Consider the following 24,049-nt stretch of genomic DNA (forward strand, 5'->3'; position numbering starts at 1 on the left):
TCAGCGGCCGGGCGTCGGAGCGGTGGGAACGGGGTCGGCCGGCGCGGCGGCCTCCGTCGCCTCGCCCTCGACTCCGTCGGGATCTTCGGGGCGGCCGAAGACGCGCGCGGTCCAGGCGGTCGCGATCGGGACGAGGATCGCGGTCACGACCACGCAGGCCGCGACCAGCACCGTCGCATGCGTCGCGGCCTCGGCGTAGGCCGGGTTCGCCGACGCCACGATCGCGGGCACCGCAGCCGCGTTGCCGGCGGTTGAGGCTGCGGCGACGCCCGCGACGCCGGTGCCGCCCGTCAGGCGGTCGGCGAAGAACAGCGGAACGCCCGTCACCACCACGACGCCGACGCCCATGGCGAGGCCGAGCAGGCCCGCCTGCCAGACCTTCGACAGATCAAGCCCCGCGCCGAGCGCGAAGGCGAAGAACGGGATCATCACCGGCACCGCCTTCGACAGGAAGGCGCGCATCTCGCGGTCGAGATTGCCGATGATCATGCCGACGACGAGCGGCAGGATCGCGCCGACCATGGTCTGCCAGGGAAAGGCCGAAAGCCCCGCGACGCCCAGCGTGATCATGGTGAAGAACGGGCCGCTCTCGAGCGACATGATGGTGTAGGCGCCCACGTCGCGCGGGCGGCCGTACTGGCCCATCAGCGCCATGTAGAGGCCGCCGTTCGTGTCGTTCATGGCGGCGACGATCGCGAGCGTGGAAAGCCCGGCGAACATGCCGGCCGAAACCGGAGCCTCGCCGAGGAACTGGCCGAACACCACGCCGAGCACCACCGCGATGCCGACCTTGGTCACGAGCAGCGTGCCGCCCTTCTTCACGATGTAGGGGGTGGCGCGGAAGTCGATCGAGGCGCCCATGCAGACGTAGAACACCGCGAGGATCGTGAGCGCGCCGGAGAACAGCGCGCCTGTGAACGACCCGAAGAACTTGGGCGTGCCTGGAAAGAAGGTCGCGATCAACGCGCCCAGGAGCAGCGGCACCACCATCATGCCGCCGGGCACGCGTTCGATCGCCCGCTTGATCGGCACCTGCATGTCAGCCTCCCTGTCTGCGCGTTTCGCGCATGTTTTGTCTGGCGTTGCAGGCCGAACGCGCACGGACGGCCCAGTCTTACTGCGTGATCGCCCAAAATGCGCAGATCGTCAATTCTTATGCGCGCTTTGCGCAGGAAAGGTTTGACAGCGCAAGATCTCCCCGCCATCCTAGTGACCATAGCGAGCATAAGTTCGCATTCCGAACATACGAGCGCCGCTAAGGCGCCGGGCCATGGGAGGACGAGATGAGCGAAAGCGTTGACGTCGACGCGCGCCCCGCAGCGGCCGGCCGATCGGCGGCGTCCGGCGATGCGAAGAACTTCGTCGGCAGCGTCGCCAAGACGTTCGCGGTCCTGAGCGCCTTCGGCCCCGACGCCGCCGAGCTGACAGGCGCCGAGATCGCGAAGCGCGCCGGGCTTGACCGCGGAGCGGCGTTCCGCTTCGCCCACACGCTGGCGGCGCTCGGCTATCTCGCGCCGGTCGCGGGCACGCGGAAGTTTCGCCTGACGCTCAAATGCCTGGAGCTCGGCTTCACGGCGCTCAGCCAGCGCGACCTGCCGTTCCACGCCCGCCCGCTGCTCGCGGACGTCGTGCCGTCGGTCTCCGACAGCGCCTCGTTCGGCGCGTTGCACGAGGGCGACGTGGTCTATCTTGCGCGGATTGAGCAGTCTGGCCCGCAGCCGGTCAGCCGTCGCCCGGGCAGCCGCACCGGCGCCTACGCCGCGGCGCTCGGCCACGCAATCCTCGCCCATCTGCCGCGGGATGCGCAGATCGCGCATCTCGACGCCGCCCCGCGCGTGAAATTGTCGGAGCGGACGCTGATCGACCTCGACGCGCTGACGACTCGCCTGGACGAGGTGCGGGCGCGCGGCTTCGCGGTCTCGGACGGCGAGAACGCCTATGGGCTGCGCACCGTCGCCGCCCCCGTCTTCGACGCCGAGGGTCTCGCGGTCGCTGGCGTTAGCCTCACGATCCGCGCCGAGCGCATGAGCGTCGATGATTTCGTAGATGTCGCCGCGCCCCATGCAATCCGCATCGCAGGCGCGCTCTCGGACGCCGCGCGCCTGTCTCTCGGCGCGATCGCGGTCCCGCCCGCCGGAGGATGGTCATGACGTCGCTCGTCGCCCCGATCGAGCTCCTGCGCCCGGCGCGGATAGACTTCGGCCCCGGCACGCTCGGCGGCCTAAGGGCCTACGTGGCCGAGAGGGGCTACACGCGCCCGCTCGTCGTCGCCGATCCCTTCAACGCCGCCCGCGTCGACCTGCTCGGCTTGCGCGGCGACGTCGCGGTCTTCGGAGAGGTGAAGCCCGAGCCCGATGCGCCGAACCTCGACAAGGCGCTCGCGCTCGCGGCCGAAGCCCGCCCCGACGTCGTGATCGGCTTCGGCGGCGGCAGCGCCATGGACCTCGCCAAGCTCGTGGCCGTGCTGCCCGGCTCGGGCCAGACGCTCAAGGATGTCGTCGGGCCGGAGAAAGTGTCGGGCCGCACCGTGGGGCTCATCCAGATCCCGACCACGTCCGGCACCGGCTCCGAAGGCGGAACCCGCTCGCTCGTCACCGACCCCGAGACTAAGAACAAGCTTGCGGTTCAGAGCCGGCACATGCTTGCGGACCTCGCGATCGTCGACCCGGACCTCACCATGACGGTTCCGCCCTCCGTCACCGCGGCGACCGGCGTCGACGCCATGGCGCATTGCGTCGAGGCCTTCACCTCCAAGAAGGCGCATCCGGTCATCGACCTCTACGCGCTCGAAGGCGCGCGCCTCGTCGGCCGCTATCTCGCCCGCGCGGTCGCCGACGGAGCGGACCGCGAGGCGCGCGTCGGGCTGTCGCTCGCCTCGCTCTATGGCGGCTTCTGCCTCGGGCCGGTGAACACGACCGCGGGCCATGCGGTCGCCTATCCGCTTGGCACGCGGCACCACGTCGCCCACGGCCTCGCCTGCGCGCTGATCTTCCCGCACACGCTCGCCTTCAACGCGCCGGCGGTTCCTGAGAAGACCGGTCTGGTCCTCGAGGCGCTTGGCCTGAAGGGCGCGACGGCTCCCGACGCCGCTTTCGCGGGCGCCTACCGGTTCTGCGCGGATCTCGGGGTCGAGATGCGGCTGTCCGCGCTCGGCGTGCCGGACGGCGACTTCGGAACCATGGCGACGGAGGCCCACGCCATCCGCCGGCTGCTCGACAACAACCCTCGCGACATGAGCCGCGACGACATCCTCGCGATCTACGCCAAGGCCGCCTGAGAAGCGGCCGTCGTCACGATGCGGCCGGACGGCCGCCAACCAAAACTGGAGGACGCCCGATGCTGAAATCCCTGCTGGTCGCGGGCCTCGCGCTCGCGACGCCGCTCTCGCTCGCCCTGAGTTCGTCCGCGCAGGCGGCCGAGGGCGACTGGCCGAAGAAGCCCATCACGCTGCTGGTGCCGTTCACCGCCGGCGGCACCGCCGACATCTTCGCCCGCATGATCGGCGACCACCTGAACAGGGTCACCGGCCAGCCGATCGTGGCGGAGAACGTCGGCGGCGGCGGCGGCACGCTGGCGCTTGGCCGGCTCGCGCGCTCCGACGCGGACGGCTCGGTGATCGCGATCGCCTCGACCTCGAACCTCTCCATCCATCCGACGCTGCTGAAGGACCGGATCCAGTACCAGACGCTGCGCGACCTCGCGCCCATCACCCAGATCTCGCTCGTGCCGAACCTCCTGGTGGTGAATCCGGAGCGCATCAAGGCCCGCACCGTCCAGGAACTCATCGACCACCTCAAGGCCAATCCTGAAAAGGTCGCGTTCGGCTCGTCGGGCGTGGGCACCACGCAGCATCTCGCCGGCGAGCTGTTCATGCAGCGCACCGGCACGAAGATGACGCATGTCGCCTACAAGGGTTCGAGCCAGATGATGCCGGACCTGATCGCCGGCCAGATCGACATCGCCTTCGACAACGCGCCGCTGCTCTGGCCGCACATCAAGTCGGGCAAACTGATCGCGCTCGGGACCGCGACCGCCGAGCGCCTCAAGGTCGCCCCAGACCTGCCGGCCGTCGCCGAGACGGTGCCGGGCTTCCAGGCCGTCGCCTGGCACGGTTTCCTCGCGCCGGTGAAGACCCCGAAGCCGCTGATCGAGGCCTACGCCAAGGAGATCAACGCCTTCATGGAGCGACCCGAGACGCAGAAGCGCTTCGAGGAGCTCGGCGTGCTGCCGATGCGCACGTCGCCGGAGGCCTTCGCGAAGCTGATCGGCGACGAGGCCGGGCAGTGGAGCAAGGTCATCGAGACCGCCGGCGTGAAGCCCGAATGACGTCGGACGCCTGAGCTACGGCCGTCGTCCCGGCTAAAGCGCCGGGATGACGGTCTTCCTCCCCTGAGCCCGCAATCCTTCCGAGAGTTCCATGACCGCCTGCGAAACCTTCGTCGCCCTCGTGACCTGCTTCGACGACGCCGAGGAGATCGACTTCCGCGCGACCCGTGCGCAGGTGCGCCGGCAGGTCGAGGCGGGCAACAACATCATGTGCGCCGGCACCAATGGCGACTTCACCGCGCTCACCTTCGAGGAAAAGGTGAGGCTGACCGAAGAGGTCGTGGAAGAGGCCGGCGGCCAGGCGCGCGTCATCGTCAACGCGGGCATGCCGGCGACCTACGAGACGGTGAAGCTCGCGCGGGAGTTCGACCGCATCGGCGTCGACGGGATCGCGGTCATCACTCCGTTCTTCATCGAATGCACGCAGGACGGACTGATCCGGCACTTCTCGACGGTCGCCGACGCCGTGAAGACGCCGATCTACCTCTACGACATCCCGGCCCGCACCCAGAACCACATCGAGCCGGAGACCGCGCGCGTCCTCGCCCGCCACGGCAACATCGCGGGCATCAAGGACAGCGGCGGCCAGCAGGCGACACTCGAGGCCTATCTCGGCGTCTCCAAGACGGAAGGCTCGTTCGACGTCTATTCGGGCCCGGATTCGCTCGTGCTCTGGGCGTTCCAGAACGGCGCCAAGGGCTGCATCTCCGGCCTCGGCAACGTGATGCCCAAGGTGCTGGCGGAGATCGCCGAAGGCTACAACGCCGGCGACCTGCCCAAGGCCGAGGCCGCGCAGGCGAAGTTCACCGCCTTCCGCACCGACCTCTACAAGCTCGGCTACCCGCCGGCGCTCGTGAAGCGCTCGCTCTACCTGATGGACGCTTCCGTCGGCGCGAGCCGCCAGCCGGCGCTGCCGCCGAGCCCCGAGCAGGACGAGAAGATCGCCGCCCTGCTGAAGATTCATGGCCTCGTCTGAGGAGCGCCCGATGACCGTCGTCGCCACCACGTCGCCCGGCTTCGGCCGCTACGGAGCCGTTCCGGACAAGCTCGCGCAGAAGGGCTGGACCCTCCTCCGCTGCGTCGACATGACGAAGCCGGATGGGGGCCTCTCGGAGCATCTCGCAGACGTCGATTTCCTGGTCGCGGGCCTCGTCAGGGTGACCGAGGAGACGCTTGCCGCCGCGCCGAAGCTCAAGGCGGTTTTGAAGCACGGCGTCGGGGTCGACAGCATCGACGTCGCGGCCTGCACGGCGCGCGGCGTTCCGGTGCTCAACACGCCGGGCGCGAACGCGGCCGCGGTCGCGGAGCTCGCGATCGGCATGATGTTCTCCTTCGCGCGCAACATTCCGGCGGGCCATCAGGGCATCGTCGCCGGGGGCTGGAACCGCGTCGTCGGCAGCGAGATCGGCGGCAAGACGCTCGGCATCGTGGGCCTTGGCGCGATCGGCCGGTCGCTCGCGCTGAAAGCCATCGGCCTCGGCATGAAAGTCGTGGCGTCGGACCTCTATCCGGACCGAGGCTTCGCGGAGAAGCACGGCGTCGATATCGTGGAGCTCGACGAGCTCCTGAAGCGTTCCGACTACGTCTCGCTCCACGTCTTCGGCGGGGCGGACAACGCCGCGCTGATCAACGCCGAGCGCCTCGCGCTCATGAAGCCGACCGCGTGCCTGCTCAATCTTGCGCGCGGCGAGGTCGTGGATCTCGACGCGCTCGACGCGGCGCTCAGCGCGGGGAAACTCGCGGGCGCCGGGATCGACGCCTATCCGGTCGAGCCGCCGGACGTCTCCCACCCGATCTTCCGTCAGCCGCGCGTCGTCTTCACGCCGCACACCGGCGCGGACACGGTCGAGTCGGTCGAACGCGTGGGGCTGATGAACATCGAGGACATCGAGACGCTGCTCGCCGGCGGCCGCCCGGCCCGGGTGCTGAACCCGCAGGTGTTCGAGCGGGCGGGAGCGCCGGCGTGACCGCGCCCCGTTTCCGCGCCGAGGACCTGGTCGCATACGCCGAGGCGTTGTTTTCGGCCGCCGGTCTCGAGTCCGACAAGGCGAAGGCGGTGGCGGCCTATCTGGTCGAGGCCGACCTGATGGGCCACACCACCCACGGCCTCGCGCTCGCGGGCTGGTATCTCGACGCCATCGCGGACGGCGTGATGACCAAGGCCGGGGCGCCGGACGTGGTCTCGGACCGCGGAGCGGCGGTCTGCTGGCGCGGGCGGCGCCTGCCGGGCGCATGGCTGACGGCTGAGGCGGTGAAGCTCGGCTGCGAGCGCGCGAAGACCCACGGCGCGGCCACGATCGTCATCGGCGACAGCCACCACATCGGCTGCCTGGCGGCCTATCTGCCGATCGCGACGAGCCAAGGTTTGATGGTCACGATCGCGAGCTCCAGTCCGTCCGGCGCGCAGGTCGCGCCGTTCGGCGGGCTGAAGGGGCTCTACACGCCCGATCCTGTCGCGCACGGGATTCCGACGCCGGGCGACCCGATCCTGATCGACATCTCGGCCTCGATCACCACCGTCAACATGAGCCAGCGGCTTATCAAGGCGGGCGAACAGTTCCCGCATGACTGGCTGATGGACAAGGACGGCAAGCCGTCGCGCGACCCGAAGGTCATGCAGGAGGGCGGCACGCTGCTGCCGACCGGCGGCCTCGACCACGGCCAGAAGGGCTATGGCATGGCGCTCCACGTCGAGGCGGTGACGCAGGGCTTGGCGGGTTACGGCCGGGCCGACGCGCCGAAAGGCACCAACGCGGCGGTGACCGTGCAGGTCTACGATCCCGAGGCTTTCGGCGGTCGGGACGGGTTCCTGCGCCAGACCGGCTGGCTCGCGGACGCCTGCCGCTCCAACCCGCCGCGGCCGGGCGTCAACGCGGTGCGGCTGCCGGGAGAGGCGGCGCTGAAGCGTAAGCGCGAGGCGCTCGCGAACGGCGCCGCGATCCACGATGGCGTCCTGGCCTCGCTGGAGCCGCACGCCGCCCGTCTCGGCGTTCATCCGCCGACCGCGATCTGAGACGCTTGACGCTTCGCTCAATGGTCGTTTCAGGAGATCCGCCGATGATCGGTCGCCACCCTATCGCGGTCTGACAGGCCCACGTCTCCGAACGCTCGAACTCGCCGCCAGCGCGCCGCTTGACGGCGACAAGCGTTGCAGCCACGCGGCTTCTTAGTGCCACGAGAGCAGGATCAAAGCGGATCATCTGAAGGCCGCGTCAAGGTCCGTGGCAGCTTGTGCCGCCGCTGACGTTGGAGGGTTGAAACGTCGCGTCGAACGTCGAAAGCAGACATCGGCTGATATTTCTCTTGGCGCCTCTTCCAGCGTAGGCGGGGGCGCCGGCTTTGCTGCGGTCAAAGCTCGAGTCGCCCGGAAAGCGCCAAAGCGTCGTCGACCTCGACGCCCAGATAGCGGTCTGTGCTGTCGAGCTTCCCATGGCCTAGGAGCAACCGCGCGCTCACGGGTGACCGGCCTTCTTGTAGATCAGCGACACCTTCCTTCGGCGCAGGCGAGGCGGCCCTCAACTTGATCATACGTCCATCACCGTTCGGCGACGCCCCAAGACGGGACAGCGCGTGCGCGCCCGACAACAGACGTCGGGCCGTCGCGCCACGGCGTCGAGGCATTCGACGTCACCAAGATCGCAAGATAATATCGGATAGGGATGCTGTGAAAGAAAAAAGGCGTAGAATGAATCATTCCGATATGCTTGGCCGAAGTATAGCTGACCCGATCGTCGAATCGTACTTGGCCGATCACGAAAAGCTGGACCCTATCGATTTCCGCGCAAATGCGGAGATTGGATTTTTCGGCGGCTTCGATAGCGGTTTCAGCCTGCAGGTGGAAAGCCTTTCCGCATACAGCGCAGAATTCGAAGAGGTACGGTCACGGCGCCTGCCGGACGACGAGGAGAGGATCGTCTCTCGGCTGTCCTTTACCGGGCTGGACGCCATGAGGGCCGTGCAGCGTTCCTATATGTCGGCGCTGCCATTCGATCTGACGTTTGGAGACAGCAGCGAGGTCGTGGCCGAGAAGCTCGGGGCGGGTCCGTTTCGGAAAGGCAAGAGCAGCACGCTGCCGGAATACTCGGCCGAACGCTTCGAGCATTCCCATGCCGTCGGCGATATGGTGGTGATCGCGAAATATGACGCGGACCTGCGGCTGATGGCGGTCTATCTGATGCAGGCCGACCGCGCCATGCTCAAGGCCAAGCGCCGGAAGGCGTCCTTTCCCAAGCATAAGATCGCGCCCGGCAGTATCGATAAAGTAGAAGCATTGCGGGACAAAATTCCGACGCCACGTTGGCGGGAATCGATGGCCCGGGGAGACGGGCTATTCAACGAGGCCGACATCGCCGCGGCTGAAACGGCGCTGAATGTGTTCGTCGACACGGTGAAGGCCGCGACCAGCCAGCGGGATGCGCAGGCCATCTGGGCGGCGGTCAAGGATATCGTTCTTGCGATCAATGAGATCAACGACAGGAGCGGGATGATCGAAACCCTGGAGCGCGACGAACTTGGCGTCCTGATTGACGCGGTGGTGAGGGCGTCAGGCTTCATCCTTCCCGATGATGAGGATGTCACCGCGCAATGGCGTGAGTGGTGACGGGAGCCGACGGACTCTCCCAACCGAACGCCGCCTGATCGGCTGCCGCGATGATCTTGATGGTCCTCAAGAATAACCCCCGAACGACTCTGAAGAGAAAGTTTTTCAGAACCGAAATAATCTTACATCCTATACGGGGCCATTTAGAAGGTGCGTGAAACGAGAAAACTCGCCTTAATCCGGTGGACAGGGAAAAACAGCGGCCAGCCCCTCGATCACCAATGTCGACGCTCTTTCTTTAAGGCGCTCAGGCGTGACGCTCCGAAGATGCGTGTATACGCGGTCTGTAAGCTCATGGGGGAGGACCGATCCGGCGCCACACCACGCGGTCCCGCTGGTGGCGTCCGCCACTCCGGCTATGTAAGCGTTACCGCGGGCCGCCGACGTGATCCGGCCAGCCTCACTCTGCAGGGCGCCGTCATCGAGCTTCCCTTCGAGCGCCTTGATCAGCTCCGTCCCGGTGATCATCCAGTCGGGGGCCGCATCGTCGCCCGGTTCTGCCGATGCGACATTGGTGGCCAAGACCATCGACAGCATCGCCGCGGGAAGAGGCGCCAAAAATCCCCACATCGCTGTCCACTCCGTTGATCAGGCCGTCCACCGACGAGAACAGATTCGGGCGGTCGCCCAAACACGGCCGATGGCGGCCGATCTCGAAGGGATTGCTCGTGAGGAGACGCCCGGAAGCGGGTTTCTCAAACGTTTGCAAAGGGTCACGAGCGGGCGTTCGGCTATGAGCTTTCGCGCCGACTTGAGCGGAGGCTCTGATCTCGTATTCGCAGAGGATCAGAGGCGCTGGGCCATCCGAGACTTTCCCGCGCTCGTAGGTTCCATGAGGTAGCTGCGTGATCCTGCATACGATCAAGGTCGCTGGGACCACTTTCCTACTTTCTACGGCTGACTTCGTTAGCTGATTTTGACCCGTAGCAGTCACGCGTTCCGTCCGCTTTCAAGCCGATCCTTTGCCGCTCTGCGGGCGACAAGACGCCTACGGACGAACTGCCCCAGAATCCGAGGTTTCCGCGTCTTCGATCCGCGCACGACCACGAAGAGCTGGTCGTCGCGCAAAGGCCACGGCAGCGCTTTGGCCTCGACCCATGGGCCCTAATCCAGGTCCCGAATGCAGAAGTCCTGCACAATCTCGTCGCCAATCAGGTGTTCGGCGACGATGCGGTCGAGCGCCTGAGGGTCGAGGCGACCGTACCAAACGCCGTCCGGATGGACGGTCATCACCGGGCCGAGATTACACGGAAACTGACACGAGCTTCGCGCACAAAGCACCCGACGCGGTCCCCGCACTAAGCCGTGCTCGCGCCTCATCAGATCCCTGAGCCTCTGGTAGAGTGGCTCAGCGCCGCGGTGAAGGCAGCGCGCGCCGGTGCAGAAGAATATCTGCCGGCCGTGTCGTGGAATCTCCGACCAGCCGGGCTTGCCCATGCTTGGCGCCGCTCCGCCGACATCCGCCGCGTCGGCGCTTTCGAGCGATCTTGCCGCAAGGTCCGCCAGGTCGACGAAACACTCCACCGCCGCCGCGATCGTCACCCGGGGCGCGGTCGAGCGTTCCGACCTCCAAGCGCTCAGCGCGCCGGGCAACCACGTCGCGATGCTGGGATCCGTCGGGATCATGCAGGGCACCACGACGGCTTCCGCGATCCCGCTGTCCGCCAGCCGGCCGAGAACCTCCGGGAGAGACGGGCCGCTGAGGTCGGCGAAAGCACAGGCGACCTGCCGTGAAGGGGCGCCGGCGCGCAGACGGTCCACGATCCCCTGAAGCCGCTGACGGCTGTCGAAGGACGCGCGGCCGTAGAGGATCACCGCCCGGTCAGGCGCCTCGGTGACAACGTCAGCCATCATACGCTCCTCGTCCGCCCGGCGATGTCCGGCGGCGTCCGCTCCGCGCGTTCCTCGCCGCAAGGGCGCCGCGTCGTTTGTCCGGCTCGCCGGCCGGCGGGCTGATCCTTCGGAGGAGATCGCAAGCCCCCGCTTGGAAAGGACGCCGCGAGGTCGCGATCACCCAGTTCTGGTAGGACGTATCCAGGGGAGCAGGTGGCGACGGACGCGGAGACGGCGGCGAACCGCCCTCTGCGCGTCGAAGCAGAGCGCCCTGTAGAAACTCCGCGCCGGTCAGTCCCACGCCAGAGCGCCGCCGTTCTGGTATTCGATGACGCGGGTCTCGAAGAAGTTTTTCTCCTTCTTGAGATCCATCGCCTCCGACATCCAGGGGAACGGATTCTCGACCGCCTCGAACGCCGGCGACAGGCCGAGCTGAGCGCAGCGGCGGTTGGCGATGAAGCGCATGTACTGCTCGCTCGACGCGGCGTTCAGCCCAAGGAAGCCGTTCGGCATGGTGTCGCGCCCATAGGCCGCCTCCAGATCGGCCGCCTCGCGCAGCATCCTGCGCACCTCGTCCTGGAACGCCGCCGTCCACAGATGCGGGTTCTCCGCCTTGATCTGGTTGATGACGTCGACGCCGAAATTCAGGTGAATGCTCTCGTCGCGCAGGATGTACTGGTACTGCTCGGCGATGCCGACCATCTTGTTGCGCCGGCCGAGCGACAGGATCTGGGCGAAGCCCGTATAGAACCACATACCTTCGAACACGACGTAGAAGGCGACGAGATCGCGCAGGAACGCGGTGTCGGCCGCGGGCGTGCCGGTGCGGAAGTCCGGATCGTCGAGATGCTGGGTGTGCTTCAGCGCCCAGGCGGCCTTGTCGGTGATCGACGGCACCTCGCGGTACATGTTGAAGAGCTCGCCCTCGTCGAGGCCGAGGCTCTCCACGATGTATTGGAACGTGTGGGTGTGGACCGCTTCCTCGAAGGCCTGCCGCAGGAGGTATTGGCGGCATTCCGGATTGGTGAGGTGGCGGTAGATCGCCAGCACGATGTTGTTGGCGACGAGGCTCTCCGACGCCGCGAAGAAGCCGAGGTTCCGCTTGACCATGCGGCGCTCGTCCTCGGTCAGCCCGTCGCGCGACTTCCAGAGCGCGATGTCGGCCTGCATCGAGACTTCCGTGGGCATCCAGTGGTTGTTGCAGCCCGCGAGGTACTTCTCCCATGCCCACTTGTACTTGAGCGGCAGAAGCTGGTTCACGTCGGCGCGGCAGTTGATCATCCGCTTCTCGTCGACCGAGACGCGGCCGCCCGAGCGGTCGATCGCGCCGAGGCCGGTCGGATCGGCGGCGATCTGAGGGAGCGGGATAGTGCGTGCGGGTGTGGCGGAGGGTTCGGACCAGTCGAGCATCACGGACGTCCTTGAGACGGGAATTGAATGGTTGGGGCGACGCCAGCGCCGGAGCGGCTGGCTGCGGTGCTCGGCCGCCTACTGGCAGGCCTCGCAGGTGGGGTCGTCCATCGAGCAGACCGTCCCTTCCGGGACCATGATCGGCTGCGCCGCGACGCTCGACGACGTTACGGCGTTGAGCCGACCGTCGACGCCCTTGAGCGTGGATTTCTCCACATGCGTCGCCGAGCGGGAGCGCAGGTAGTAGGTCGTCTTGAGACCCCGCCTCCACGCCAGCCGATAGAGCGCGTCGAGCGCCTTGCCCGAGGGGCTCGCGATGTAGAGGTTGAGCGACTGCGCCTGGTCGATCCACTTCTGGCGACGCGACGCCGCCTCGATCAGCCATGAGGCGTCGATCTCGAAGGCCGTGGCGTAGAGCGCCTTGAGGTCGTCGGGCGCGCGGTCGATCGCCGAGAGGCTTCCGTCGAAGTATTTGAGGTCCGAGACCATCACCTCGTCCCAGAGGCCTCGCGCCTTCAGGTCATGGACGAGCCGCGCGTTCACCACCGTGAAGTCGCCGGACATGTTCGATTTGACGAAGAGGTTCTGGTAGGCGGGCTCGATCGACTGCGACACGCCGCAGATGTTCGAGATGGTCGCGGTCGGCGCGATCGCCATGCAGTTCGAGTTGCGCATGCCGATGGTCTTCACCCGCTCGCGCAAGCCCTCCCAGTCGAGCGTCGCCGAGCGGTTCATCTCGAGGCCGCCGCGGGCGTCGGCGAGCAGCTCGATCGAGTCGATCGGCAGGATCCCCTTCGACCAGAGCGAGCCCTCGAAGCTCGGGTAGCGGCCGCGCTCGGCGGCGAGATCGACCGAGGCCGAGATCGCGTGGAAGCTCAGCGCCTCCATGCTCTCGTCGGCGAACGTCACCGCGCCCTCGGAGGCGTAAGGAATGCGCAGCGTCTGCAGCGCGTCCTGGAAGCCCATGATCCCGAGGCCGACCGGGCGGTGGCGCAGGTTCGAGCGGCGCGCCTCGGGGATCGTGTAGAAATTGATGTCGACGACGTTGTCGAGCATCCGCATCGCGGTCGCGACCGTCCGGGCTAGCTTCGCCACGTCGAGGCCGTCCGGCGTCACATGCGCCACGAGGTTGACCGAGCCCAGATTGCAGACCGCGACCTCGTCGTCTGAGGTGTTGAGCGTGATCTCGGTGCAGAGGTTCGAGGAGTGCACCACGCCGACATGGCCCTGAGGCGAGCGGATGTTGCAGGGGTCCTTGAACGTGATCCAGGGGTGGCCGGTCTCGAACAGCATGGTGAGCATGCGCCGCCACAGGTCGAGCGCCCGCATGGTCTTGTATACCTTGAGCTCGCCGCGCGCGGCCTTGGCCTCGTAGGCCTCGTAGGCGGCCTTGAACGCCGGGCCGTAGAGGTCGTGCAGGTCCGGAGTCTCATCGGGCGAGAACAGGGTCCACTGGCCGTCCACCTCGACGCGCTCGAGGAAGAGGTCCGGCACCCAGTTCGCGGTGTTCATGTCGTGGGTGCGGCGGCGGTCGTCGCCGGTGTTCTTCCGGAGGTCGAGGAACTCCTCGATGTCGACGTGCCACGTCTCGAGATAGGCACAGACCGCACCCTTGCGCTTGCCGCCCTGGTTGACCGCGATCGCGGTGTCGTTCGCCACTTTCAGGAACGGCACGACGCCCTGGCTCTCGCCATTGGTGCCCTTGATGTGCGCGCCGAGGCCGCGGACACGGCTCCAGTCGTTGCCGAGGCCGCCGGAATACTTGGCCAGCAGCGCGTTATCCTTCACGCCCTTGAAGATGCCGTCGAGGTCGTCGGCGATCGTGGTCAGGAAGCAGGACGAGAGCTGCGGCCGCGTCGTGCCGGAGTTGAACAGGGTCGGGGTCGAGGCCATGAAGTCGAAGCTCGACAGCAGGCCGTAGAACTCGATCGCGCGCGCCTCGCGATCAATCTCGCGAAGCGAAAGGCCCATGGCGACGCGCATGAAGAAGGCCTGCGGCAGTTCGATGCGCTTGCCCTTGGTGTGCAGAAAATAACGGTCGTACAGCGTCTGGAGGCCGAGGAACTGGAAGTCGAGGTCGCGCTCGGGCTTCAGCGCGGCGGCGAGCCGGGCGAGGTCGAATCGCTCGAGCTCGGCGTCGATCAGGCCGGCAACGACGCCCGCCTTGATGAAGGCCGGGAAGTAGTCGGGGTACGCCTCGGCCATGTCGGCCTGCGTGGCCGAGATCGCGCGGCCATGGACAGCCGACATTCCCTCGGTCCGCAGCATGTCGAGCAGCAGCCGGGCGCTGACATAGGCGTAGTTCGGCTCGGTCTCGACCAAGGTGCGGGCCGCCATCACGGGCGCCTGCTGAAGCTCGGTCGGCGAGACGCCGTCGTAGAGGTTGCGGCGCGTCTCGGCCGCGACGGTCTCGGCGGAGACGCCCTCCAGGCCTTCGCAGGCCTCGGCGATGATCAGCGCGAGGCGGCGTTCGTCGAGCGGGACAAGCGAGCCGTCGGCGTGCCGCACGTTGAGCGTCAGCGTCTCGGGCTTCGCCTTGCTCTTCGCCGCTTTCGCGCGCCGCTCCTCGGCGCGGGCCTCGCGGTAGAGCACGTAGGCGCGGGCGACCTTCTGGTGGCCGCCGCGCATCAGCGCGAGCTCGACCTGGTCCTGGATGTCCTCGATGTGGAGCGCGCGGTCGGCGTCGGCGCGCCGGGTGAGCGTCGCGACCACGTCCCCGGTCAGCTCCTCGACGGCTTCGTGGACCCGTCGCGAGGCGGCGGCCCCGGAGCCCTCGACGGCCAGAAACGCCTTGGTGACCGCGACCGCGATCTTGGAGCCGTCGAACGGCGTGACCGAACCGTTGCGGCGGATGACGTGGAACGCGGGCGCGGCGGCCTTTTCGGGCCGCTCGGCGTCGGTAAAGATCGGCGCGCCGGACGCGGCGCGATCCTGGGAGATGGAGAGAGACATCGGCTTCAGACCCCGAAAACCTGTTGGGGACGAGGCCAAGCGGACGCGAGAGGTCTTGAGGGATCCCGACGTGCGGGACGGCCGACCGCAAGCGATCCACCGGGACACCCCGCCCGAGGACGTTCTCATGCTGTCGGGGCAGGTCTCCTGGCTCGCGGGTCAGCGCCGTCGGTCCTGTCTTCCCGAGGCTCTCGCCCCAGTGATTTCAAATGGACCTTGGCTCGCCGCTTACAGTTGCGGGGGCAGCGCCGGCATCACCCGAAGGCTCACCGGCTTCCCTCTTAGCTCCCCCGCAACAGCGGAGGAGAACCTCGACACCATATGTAGCCGCTCGTTAACCTCTCCCGTCAACATGTAGTTCAAGCTATCCACAATGCAGCGCAGCCGCGGATGCGGCTCCGTCTCCGGCGTTAACCTCTCGTTCGTCGTGGTCTTCATCCACGCCATACGCACGCGCAGCCCGTAATGGCCGCTCAGCCCGACGCGTAGGGCGCGACGGTGCGGCTCGCCTCGTCGATGGCAAGCTTCCGGCCGAGCGGCGGAAAGGCACGCTGCGGGCACGCCGGCCTTTCGCAGACCTTGCACCCCGCCCCGATCGGCGTGGCCGCGTCGGGATCGGAGAGGTCGAGCCCCTTCGAATAGACGAGCCGGTCGGCGTGGCGGAGATCGCATCCAAGGCCGATCGCGAAGGTTTTGCGGATCGCGCCATAGCCCCCTGAACTTCGCCCGACGGTGCGGGCGATCCAGAGATAGGTCCTTCCGTCCGGCATGCGCGCGATCTGCGTCAGGATTCGTCCGGGTTGCGCGAACGCCTCGTAGACGTTCCAGAGTGGGCAGGCGCCGCCGACGCGCGAGAAATGGAAGTCCGTGGCGGACTGCCGCTTCGAGATGTTGCCGGCGCGATCAACACGCACGAACACGAAGGGCACGCCGCGCGCGTTCTGGCGCTGCAGCGTGCTGAGACGATGGCAGATCGTCTCGAACCCGACGCCGTAGCGCTCCGCTAACAGCTCGACGTCGTAACGCGCGGCCTCGGCCGCCTCCAGGAACGCGGCATAGGGCATGAGCACGGCGCCCGCGAAGTGATGCGCGAGCCCGATCCGCGCGAGCGCGTGCGTCTCGGGATCGCCCTTCGAGGCCTCCAACGCCAGCCGTTCGACGACATCTCCAAGTTCGAGATAGGCGAGTTGCGTCGCCATCTGGAACGCCTGCTGCCCCGGCCTGAGGCCGACCGTCAGGTGCAGGGCGTCGCCCGTCCGCCGGTAGAGCCGGCGGCGCTCGTCCTGAACGTCCGGGCCGCCGACGACGACGCGGACGCCGTGCCGCTCCTCCAGCAGCGCTGCCAAAGGCCCCGCGGCAGCGGCGCCAAGCGCGCCGCCGAATGCGATGGCGATCCGCTCGGCAGGCTCGTCGAGCTCCGCGAAATGGTTATGCCGCGCGTAGAAGAAGTCGCGCACCTGTTCATAGGGCGTCAGCGGCGCCAGCCCCGCCCCCTCGCCCCCCGGCAGAAGGCCCGCGGCGAGCGCTTCGGCCTGATCGACCGCCTGGCGGTAGCGCCGGTGGAGCGTGACGAGCGCGCGCCCGACCGCCGGCATGCTGGCCGCGAGTTCGCGGAGTTCGCTGACCGCGACCGTCTCCGTGATCGCGGGATCGGCGACGGCGTCCCGCAGGTCAGAGATCAGCCGAGCCTCGTCGTCCTCGGAGAACAGTTGCACGTCGACGCCGAAGACGGCGTTGAGCTTCAGCAGCACCGGCACCGTCAGCGGCCGCTGGTTGTTTTCGAGCTGGTTCAGATAGCTCGGCGAGAGTTCGAGCGCGCGGGCGAGCGCGACCTGCGTCATGCCCCGCTCCTCCCGCAGCCTCTTCAGCCGCACGCCCATGAAGGCTTTGCGCATTCGAACCTCACGTCCTTGTTCGCAAAATTTGCAAATTTGCTGCAAATCCTACGCTGATCTTCGCTTTTTCAGTCATTCCCTTGCGCATTTCGGTTGCGAATATTGCGTTCGTGACGACGGCGCAAGCGCGCCATTCGCGTGAGGAAGGATCCCATGTCCGTTTTTGAGAAGCTCGTCCCCAACACCCCCGCCGGCCGCTTCGACGGGATCGAGCGCCCCTATTCGCCGGCCGACGTGGAGCGCCTGCGTGGTTCACTTCAGGTCAACCACACCCTCGCGGTTTACGGCGCGAACCGGCTGTGGCGCATACTGAAGACGCAGCCCTACGTGCATTCGCTCGGAGCCGTCACCGGCAACCAGGCGATGCAGATGGTCCGCGCCGGGTTGAACGCGATCTACCTCTCCGGCTGGCAGGTCGCGGCCGACGCGAACGCCGCAGGCGCGATGTATCCCGACCAGAGCCTCTACCCCGCGAATTCCGGCCCGGAGCTGTGCCGGCGGATCAATCGCACGTTCCAGCGCGCCGATCAGATCGAACATTCCGAGGGCAAGAGCTCGGTCGACAGCTGGTTCGCCCCGATCGTGGCGGACGCGGAGGCCGGCTTCGGCGGCCCGCTCAATTCGTTCGAGATCATGAAGGCCTATATCGAGGCCGGCGCAGCGGGCGTCCATTTCGAGGACCAGCTCGCGTCCGAGAAGAAGTGCGGCCATCTCGGCGGCAAGGTGCTGATCCCGACCCAGGCGCACATCCGCAACCTCGTGGCGGCGCGCCTCGCCGCCGACGTGCTCGGCGTTCCGACGCTCGTCATGGCGCGCACCGACGCGGAGTCGGCGAAGCTCATCACCTCGGACGTCGACGAGCGCGACCGCCCGTTCATCGAAAAGGGCGAGCGCACGCCGGAGGGCTTCTACCGCTACAAATGCGGCGTCGAAGCCTGCATCCAGCGCGGCCTCGATTACGCGCCCTACGCGGATCTATTGTGGTGGGAGACCTCGAAGCCGAACCTCGAGGAGGCCCGGCTGTTCGCCGAAGCGATCCACGCCAAGTTCCCGGGCAAGCTGCTGTCCTACAACTGCTCGCCGTCGTTTAACTGGGAGCGGAACCTCGACCGCGACACGATCGCGAGCTTCCAGCGCGAACTCGGCGCCATGGGCTACAAGTTCCAGTTCGTGACGCTCGCCGGCTTCCACCAGCTCAACCACGGCATGTTCGAGCTCGCCCGGCGCTACGCCGACCGCGGCATGGCGGCCTATTCCGAGCTGCAGAACGCCGAGTTCGCCTCAGAGGCGAACGGCTACACCGCGACGCGCCACCAGCGCGAGGTCGGCACCGGCTATTTCGACGCCGTCTCGATGGCGATCACGGGCGGCGCCTCCTCGACCACGGCGATGGACCACTCGACCGAGACCGAGCAGTTCGAAGGCGGGGTCCGCGTTCAGGAGGCCGCGGAATGAGCGTCGATACGGTCGATTTCCTCGCGCCGACCGCCGTAGGTCCGACCCCTCCCGGTGAGTTCCGGAAGATCCGCCCCGTCGACGAGACCGAACAGGACCGGGCGCTCCGCCGTGTGGCGGACTCCGTCCATCGGCTCAACCTCGCGATCGTCAAGGCGGTCGAGTCCGGCCTCTCGGTCGAGCTCACCAGGGTGTCCCGCTACCATAACGGGACCGGAAGCTGGGGCGACCAGATGGTCCCCATGGTCCGCGAGGCGCCTCGCGACGGCCGCTAGGTTCCCGCGAACGACACGACAGCCGCCGGCCCATAGGCCGGCGGTCTTCGGCGCCTGGCCGGCGCACGCATCAAACCCGACCGCATTCGAAGTGGAGGAGACGCAAGATGGTCCTATCCCTCACTGAAGCCGCGCGCCCCGCGCCCAAGAAATCCGTCGCTCTGTCCGGCGTCGTCGCCGGCCGAACCGCCCTGTCGAGCGTCGGCGGGGCGGAACTCCGGTACCGCGGCTACGACGTCGTCGACCTCGCGACCGCCTGCGAGTTCGAGGAGGTCGCGCATCTGCTGATCTATGGCGCGCTGCCGACTGCCGCCGAGCTCGCCGACTACAAGGCGAGGCTGAAGGCCGCGCGCGGCCTGCCCGAAGCGGTGCGTCGCGCGCTCGAATCCCTTCCTGCGTCCGCCCATCCGATGGATGTGCTGCGCAGCGGCGTCTCGGCGCTCGGCTGCGTGCTGCCGGAGCCGCTGCGCTCCAACCCGCGCGGCGCGACCGACGTGGCAGACAAGCTGCTCGCCAGCATGGGCTCGATGCTGACCTATTGGCGCCATTTCGCCTTCGGCGGGCGCCGCATCGAGGTCGAGACCGACGACGACAGCATCGGCGGCCACTTCCTTCACACCCTCCGGCGCTCGACGCCATCACGCTCGGAGGTCGACGCCATGCACGCCTCCTTCGTGGTGTACGCCGAACACGAGTTCAACGCCTCGACCTTCACGGCGCGCTCGATCGCCGGCACCGGCGCCGACCTCTATTCCTGCGTCGCGGGAGCGATCGGCGCGCTCGGCGGACCGAAGCATGGCGGCGCGAACGAACAGGCCTTCATCGAGATGTGCCGCTACGTCAGCGAGGACGAAGCCGAAGTCCGCGTCCGCGAGCGCATCGCCCGGAAGGACGTCGTCATGGGCTTCGGCCACCCTGTCTATGTAGCCGGCGATCCGCGCAACCTCGTAATCAAGGAGGTGGCCGCGCGGCTTGTGCGGGAAGGCTCGCCGTCGCGGCTGTTCGACGTTGCCGAGCGCATCGAGGCCGTCATGGCCGACGCCAAGCAGATGTTTCCGAACGTCGACTGGTACAGCGCGCTGGTCTACCACCTGCTCGGCACGCCGCAGTCCATGTTCACGGCCCTCTTCGCGATGGCGCGGACCGCCGGCTGGTGCGCGCATGTGATCGAGCAGCGCGCGGACAACAAGATCATCCGCCCCGCCGCCGAATACATCGGGCCGGGTCAGCGCGCCTTCGTGCCGATCGCCGGACGCAGCCCCGCGGCGGCCGAGGCGCGCGCCGCATGAGCGAGACGCCTCCGACGCGCGCGAAGCTTGCGTTCACCCACGCCGCCGCCCTGCGCGCGCTCGCCGCGGCCGCCGCCAGGGCCGACGAGATCGGCGTCCCGCATAACGTATCGATCGTGGACGACGGCGGCAATCTGCTCGCCTTCGTGCGCACCGACGGCGCGAAGCTGCTGTCGCGTGAGACGTCGCTCTCCAAGGCGATCGCAGCCGCGTCACACCGCCAACCCATCAGGCGGCTCGACCCGGCGCTGGAGACGCGGCTCGCCATCGCCTCCGGAGGCCGGCTGACCAACCTCGCGGGCGGACTGCCGATCCTGTTCGGCGGGGAGTGCGTCGGAGGGGTAGGCGTGGGCTCGGGCACGCCGGAGCAGGACGTCGACGTCGCTCGCGCCGTTCTGGGCGGCGCTGGGAGCCGACCTCCCTGAATGCGTCACTTAATGGCGCGACGGGCGCGGCTCGCGCGGGCCGGCTTTCCCTTCGCCTTTCTTCTGATTGTGACCTCATCGAGGGACCACTAGCTTCCAATTCCCCTCCGGCTCCGGTCGGGGGCGTCGATCGCGCCGGTGCTTCGCAAGGAGCTTAATAGGGAACGCGGTGAGGGCGGCATGGCCGCCCGATTCCGAGGCTGTCCCTGCAACTGTAAGCGGCGAGTTCGATGCGCGTTGGGGATGGGCCCGTGGCCCATTTTCCAGCCACTGGCGCAGGTCTCCGTTCGGAGGAACTGCCCGGGAAGGCCAGCGCATCGAACGATGACCCGCGAGCCAGGAGACCTGCCGGCGCTTGATCGCTCTTGCCGAGGCCCAGGGGGTGGCCTGGGCGCGGCTTTGTCCGTCTGAGCGATACGCGGTGTGGCAGGGGTCGCATCGGTTCGTCCTGACGGGTCGTGAGCGCGAGACCGTCGAGACGCGCCGACCGTTCGACGGTATCCCCTGTTGAGCTCGTAGCGCTCGGGGACGCAACATGAGTTTCATCGGTCGGTTGCCGCTGGCGATCGCGTTCGCAGCGAGCATCGGGCTGGTCGGCCCGGCGTCCGGCCAGTCTTCGGACGACGACGGCGGCGCGACGCAACTCGAGACCATCACAGTCTTCGGCTCCGAGCCCGACCTGAAGGATGTCCTGTCTCCGGGCGAGGTCTCGGTCGTCTACCCGGACGACGTGAAGGGCGAGCACAAGGCCCTTCCGGATCTGCTCGACCAGATTCCCGGCGTCTATGCGCGGCGCGTCGCGGGCACCGGCCAGTACACTACGTCGCGGGTCTCGGCGGCGCGCAGGTCGGCGGCACCTATAATAATGCGGCCTCGCGGCTGCAGCGGATCGCCTACGGCGCTGCGAACCTGACGACCGCCCCCGTAACGAACGTGTTCACTCCGAGCGCGAGCAACCCTTACGAAGTCCGTGACATCAGCTTCAAGAGCTCGACCGCCTACGTGCTTCTCGGCGCCTACGACAGCAGTTGGCAGATGAAGGGCAAGCTGGTCAGCACCACCAACTTCACCACCCTCACGACTGTCGACGACTTCACCGCGGGTGCGCCGGGCTACTTCTGGGCGGCCCAGTACACGCCCGACAACGACCGGATCTGGCTCGCGCGCGGAAACCAGATCCGCGTCTACACGGCCGCGAGCCCGGCGACGCCGCGACGCTGACCCTAACGGCGGGCAGCCTGATCTCCCTCGGCGAAACCTACGACAACATCAACGACTTCTCCTATGTCGGCGCGACGGGAGCGGCGACCGCAATCCGCGGTTATCGGTCGCCGACGCAGGTGTCGCTAAGCAACCTGCCGCAGCTTGGCGACGATCTCTTCAGGGGCGTGCCTCTTCATTGGCATCCTGCTGTCCTCCATATGGCCAAAAGCCATACCTCAGGGAGGACCACTTCTCAGGGGCAGATCAACTGCCGCGCGGCAATCGCCATCGTCGCAATGATCATCCGATCGCGAGGCCTGTCCGACGCGTAACCCCTCTCATCATTGTATTAATTCTAAAATACTGAACTTGCTATATTTTTTACTTCTGTCCAGAACGATGGCTGTCGTCGTGCGGCCGTTATGAGGCTTACGGTGCCGTCGCCGCCGGGTGCTCCATGCCGAACTCGTCCTTGAACGCGATTTATCTGAACCGAAGAGGTCTTTTGATCGGCTCGATATTTCGCGTCGTCCGCGATGCGCAGACAGCAGAGGACATCGCGCAGGAAAGCTACCTGCGCGTCGCGCAGGCCATCCGCGAGAATCCCGTCGAGCACGTTCAGGCGTTTCTGTTTCAGACGGCGCGGAACCTCGCGCTTGATCACGCCCGTCGGCAAGCCGCCCGAAGGCTCGTCGAGGTGGATCCGGACAGCGTCGAGTCTCGGCTCGTCATGTCGCCCGCGCCGCCGGCCGACCAGACGCTGATTGACCGCGAAAGGCTGGCGGCGCTGGAGGCCGTGCTCGGGCGCCTGCCGGAGCGGGCGCGCCGCGTCTTCACGCTGAGTCGTCTGGAGGGCTGGTCCTATCCGCGCATCGGCGAAGCTTTGGGGGTGTCGCCAAATACCGTCTACAACGACATGAAGCTCGCAATGAGCGCGTGCATTGACGCCATCGAGAGGTTCGATCGCCGCTAGCGAGCGAGGATCGACGATTGTGATGTTCTTCGTCGCGGATCGTCTGGACTATAAGGCCTCGCACGACAGCGGACGGCGACATTGTTTCGAGAGACTGCAGGCGACCATAATCAGTCTCCAGATGACGTGCGCGACGAAGCGCTCGCCTGGTTTCTGAAGATCCAGGCTCAGGGAGAGGAGGCTGAGGTCGTCCGCGCGTTCAACGCATGGTGCGGGGCTGATCCGGCGCACGCCGCGGCCTTCGCCGCCATCGCCGAGCTCTGGAGCTCGCCCGAGATCGGCGGCGCGGCGCTGCGCTTTCGCAAACCGCCTCCTGCGCGCGCGCCCGTAAACCGCCGTCTCGTCGTCGCCGCTGCGGCGTCCTTCGCCGCGGTCGCTGGACTGAGCGCACTCCGGGCGCCGGAATTGCTGATCCAGATCGAGGCGGACCACGTTTCCGGAACCGGCGAGCGCAGCCGCGTGGCGCTGTCCGACGGATCCCTCATGACGCTCGATGCAGCTTCCGCTGTGGCGCTCGATTTCTCGGGCGACAGGCGTTCGGTGCGCCTGCTGAAAGGCGCCGCCTTTTTCGATGTCCGGGCCGACCCATCGCGGCCCTTCCGCGTCGAGAGCGCTTTCGGCCTGGTGGAGGTGATCGGCACCGCCTTTGAAGTCCGGCGCGAGGGAAGCGCCGATCAGATCACTCTCGTTCGAGGCCGGGTGGACGTCGAACGACTGGCCGCGCCATCCGAGCGGCGTGCGCTCCAGCCCGGACAGGCGGTCGAGGTGACGCGAAGCGCCTTGTCCTCGCCCCGAACCGTCGACTCAGCGCGCACGGTCGCTTGGATGGAGGGCTGGCTCAGCTTCCGGGACAGGACGTTCGGCGAGATCGTCGACCGGCTGCGCGCCTATCGCGAAGGCCGCATCGTGATGCTCGGGAGCGGCGTGGCGCACGTCCGCGTGAGCGGTGATTACCGCCTGGATCAACCGGACGTGGCGCTCCGTTCGCTTGCCGCCGCGGCGGGGGCGACCCTTATCGATCTGCCGGGCGGGATCGCGCTGCTCCGCTGAGCGTCAAACGCATCAGAAAAATTTGTGAGGCTGCGACGCCTCGTTCGTCTCAGCGCATGGGGAGGGTGATCGCGACGGCGCGACCAGCCTTTCGCGAGCGGGGATGTTCATGCGGAACGGACTTAAGAAGCGTCGGGGCGTCGCGGGCGGACTGGCGCTTGCGCTGCTGTGCTCGGCGGCGCACGGGCAGGCAGCTCAACCCAAAGCAGCGGCTTCCGAAAGTCGCTCGATCACTTTCTTCATTCCTGCGCAACCGCTTCAGTCCGCTCTCGATACCTTCGTGCGCGCGACCGGCTGGCAGATTGGCTACCCCGCCAACCTCCCCAATGGAATGGTTTCCAAGCCGGTCGCAGGCGTCATGAA

Annotated in this window: 21 protein-coding genes and 2 riboswitches; of the genes, 15 read left to right on the forward strand and 6 right to left on the reverse strand. The window is 67.3% G+C overall.

Going from position 1 to position 24,049, the window contains the following annotated elements:
• Positions 1-1,038 carry a 2-keto-3-deoxygluconate permease gene (locus tag ACFSCV_RS10365; protein WP_378799516.1) on the reverse strand — a complete coding sequence of 346 codons (1,038 nt, stop codon included), beginning with the start codon at positions 1,036-1,038 and terminating at the stop codon, positions 1-3.
• Between the two features lie 245 nt (positions 1,039-1,283).
• Between ACFSCV_RS10365 and ACFSCV_RS10370 the strand changes: the two genes are divergently transcribed.
• The 7 genes from ACFSCV_RS10370 to ACFSCV_RS10400 all read left to right on the forward strand — a co-directional run bounded on the left by ACFSCV_RS10370 (position 1,284) and on the right by ACFSCV_RS10400 (position 8,926).
• Positions 1,284-2,150: an IclR family transcriptional regulator gene (locus ACFSCV_RS10370; protein ID WP_378799517.1), complete on the forward strand. Its 867-nt coding sequence runs from the start codon at positions 1,284-1,286 to the stop codon at positions 2,148-2,150.
• Positions 2,147-3,277: an iron-containing alcohol dehydrogenase gene (locus ACFSCV_RS10375; protein ID WP_378799518.1), complete on the forward strand. Its 1,131-nt coding sequence runs from the start codon at positions 2,147-2,149 to the stop codon at positions 3,275-3,277. The genes ACFSCV_RS10370 and ACFSCV_RS10375 overlap by 4 nt, the downstream gene beginning before the upstream one ends.
• A 59-nt stretch (positions 3,278-3,336) precedes the next feature.
• Positions 3,337-4,326, forward strand: coding sequence for a Bug family tripartite tricarboxylate transporter substrate binding protein (locus ACFSCV_RS10380; protein ID WP_378799519.1), 990 nt, complete (start codon positions 3,337-3,339; stop codon positions 4,324-4,326).
• 91 nt (positions 4,327-4,417) lie between these two features.
• The gene (locus ACFSCV_RS10385) at positions 4,418-5,302 is read left to right on the forward strand and encodes a dihydrodipicolinate synthase family protein (protein WP_378799520.1); all 885 of its coding nucleotides are present in this window, start codon (positions 4,418-4,420) and stop codon (positions 5,300-5,302) included.
• 10 nt (positions 5,303-5,312) lie between these two features.
• Positions 5,313-6,293 (forward strand): phosphoglycerate dehydrogenase, encoded by a 981-nt coding sequence (locus tag ACFSCV_RS10390; protein WP_378799521.1) that lies wholly within the window; start codon positions 5,313-5,315, stop codon positions 6,291-6,293.
• A complete protein-coding gene (locus tag ACFSCV_RS10395; protein ID WP_378799522.1) occupies positions 6,290-7,339 on the forward strand; it encodes an Ldh family oxidoreductase in 1,050 nt (349 codons plus the stop codon). The genes ACFSCV_RS10390 and ACFSCV_RS10395 overlap by 4 nt, the downstream gene beginning before the upstream one ends.
• Positions 7,340-8,068: 729 nt before the next feature.
• Entirely contained in the window at positions 8,069-8,926 is an 858-nt protein-coding gene (locus tag ACFSCV_RS10400) for a hypothetical protein (RefSeq protein WP_378799523.1), read from the forward strand.
• A 174-nt stretch (positions 8,927-9,100) separates the two neighbouring features.
• Here ACFSCV_RS10400 and ACFSCV_RS10405 read toward each other — a convergent pair whose 3' ends face one another.
• From ACFSCV_RS10405 to ACFSCV_RS10425, 5 genes are all read right to left on the reverse strand, one after another.
• Entirely contained in the window at positions 9,101-9,496 is a 396-nt protein-coding gene (locus ACFSCV_RS10405) for a Rap1a/Tai family immunity protein (protein ID WP_378799524.1), read from the reverse strand.
• A 534-nt stretch (positions 9,497-10,030) separates the two neighbouring features.
• The gene (locus tag ACFSCV_RS10410; RefSeq protein WP_378799525.1) at positions 10,031-10,741 is read right to left on the reverse strand and encodes a (2Fe-2S) ferredoxin domain-containing protein; all 711 of its coding nucleotides are present in this window, start codon (positions 10,739-10,741) and stop codon (positions 10,031-10,033) included.
• A 309-nt stretch (positions 10,742-11,050) separates the two neighbouring features.
• Positions 11,051-12,169: a ribonucleotide-diphosphate reductase subunit beta gene (locus tag ACFSCV_RS10415; RefSeq protein ID WP_378799526.1), complete on the reverse strand. Its 1,119-nt coding sequence runs from the start codon at positions 12,167-12,169 to the stop codon at positions 11,051-11,053.
• A 78-nt stretch (positions 12,170-12,247) separates the two neighbouring features.
• Positions 12,248-15,121 carry a ribonucleoside-diphosphate reductase subunit alpha gene (locus ACFSCV_RS10420; protein WP_378799527.1) on the reverse strand — a complete coding sequence of 958 codons (2,874 nt, stop codon included), beginning with the start codon at positions 15,119-15,121 and terminating at the stop codon, positions 12,248-12,250.
• Between the two features lie 120 nt (positions 15,122-15,241).
• A riboswitch (cobalamin riboswitch) is annotated at positions 15,242-15,450 on the reverse strand.
• Between the two features lie 144 nt (positions 15,451-15,594).
• A complete protein-coding gene (locus ACFSCV_RS10425) occupies positions 15,595-17,016 on the reverse strand; it encodes a short-chain fatty acyl-CoA regulator family protein (RefSeq protein ID WP_378799528.1) in 1,422 nt (473 codons plus the stop codon).
• Between the two features lie 153 nt (positions 17,017-17,169).
• Between ACFSCV_RS10425 and aceA the strand changes: the two genes are divergently transcribed.
• The 8 genes from aceA (at position 17,170) to ACFSCV_RS10465 (ending at position 23,686) form a co-directional block, all read left to right on the forward strand.
• Positions 17,170-18,471, forward strand: a complete 1,302-nt coding sequence (gene aceA / locus ACFSCV_RS10430; protein ID WP_378799529.1) for an isocitrate lyase — start codon at positions 17,170-17,172, stop codon at positions 18,469-18,471.
• Positions 18,468-18,746 (forward strand): hypothetical protein, encoded by a 279-nt coding sequence (locus ACFSCV_RS10435; RefSeq protein ID WP_378799530.1) that lies wholly within the window; start codon positions 18,468-18,470, stop codon positions 18,744-18,746. The genes aceA and ACFSCV_RS10435 overlap by 4 nt, the downstream gene beginning before the upstream one ends.
• A gap of 107 nt (positions 18,747-18,853) precedes the next feature.
• Positions 18,854-20,035: a bifunctional 2-methylcitrate synthase/citrate synthase gene (prpC, locus tag ACFSCV_RS10440; RefSeq protein WP_378799531.1), complete on the forward strand. Its 1,182-nt coding sequence runs from the start codon at positions 18,854-18,856 to the stop codon at positions 20,033-20,035.
• Positions 20,032-20,460: a GlcG/HbpS family heme-binding protein gene (locus ACFSCV_RS10445; RefSeq protein ID WP_378799532.1), complete on the forward strand. Its 429-nt coding sequence runs from the start codon at positions 20,032-20,034 to the stop codon at positions 20,458-20,460. The genes prpC and ACFSCV_RS10445 overlap by 4 nt, the downstream gene beginning before the upstream one ends.
• Positions 20,461-20,584: 124 nt before the next feature.
• Positions 20,585-20,827, forward strand: a riboswitch (cobalamin riboswitch).
• A gap of 168 nt (positions 20,828-20,995) precedes the next feature.
• Positions 20,996-21,373: a hypothetical protein gene (locus ACFSCV_RS10450; protein ID WP_378799533.1), complete on the forward strand. Its 378-nt coding sequence runs from the start codon at positions 20,996-20,998 to the stop codon at positions 21,371-21,373.
• Between the two features lie 20 nt (positions 21,374-21,393).
• Positions 21,394-21,681, forward strand: coding sequence for a hypothetical protein (locus ACFSCV_RS10455; RefSeq protein WP_378799534.1), 288 nt, complete (start codon positions 21,394-21,396; stop codon positions 21,679-21,681).
• Positions 21,682-22,135: 454 nt separating this feature from the next.
• Positions 22,136-22,636: an RNA polymerase sigma factor gene (locus ACFSCV_RS10460; RefSeq protein ID WP_378799535.1), complete on the forward strand. Its 501-nt coding sequence runs from the start codon at positions 22,136-22,138 to the stop codon at positions 22,634-22,636.
• Between the two features lie 126 nt (positions 22,637-22,762).
• Positions 22,763-23,686 (forward strand): FecR family protein, encoded by a 924-nt coding sequence (locus tag ACFSCV_RS10465; RefSeq protein WP_378799536.1) that lies wholly within the window; start codon positions 22,763-22,765, stop codon positions 23,684-23,686.
• Positions 23,687-24,049: the final 363 nt, after the last annotated feature.

Source organism: Methylopila henanensis, assembly GCF_042681025.1.
Lineage (GTDB): Bacteria > Pseudomonadota > Alphaproteobacteria > Rhizobiales > Methylopilaceae > Methylopila > Methylopila henanensis.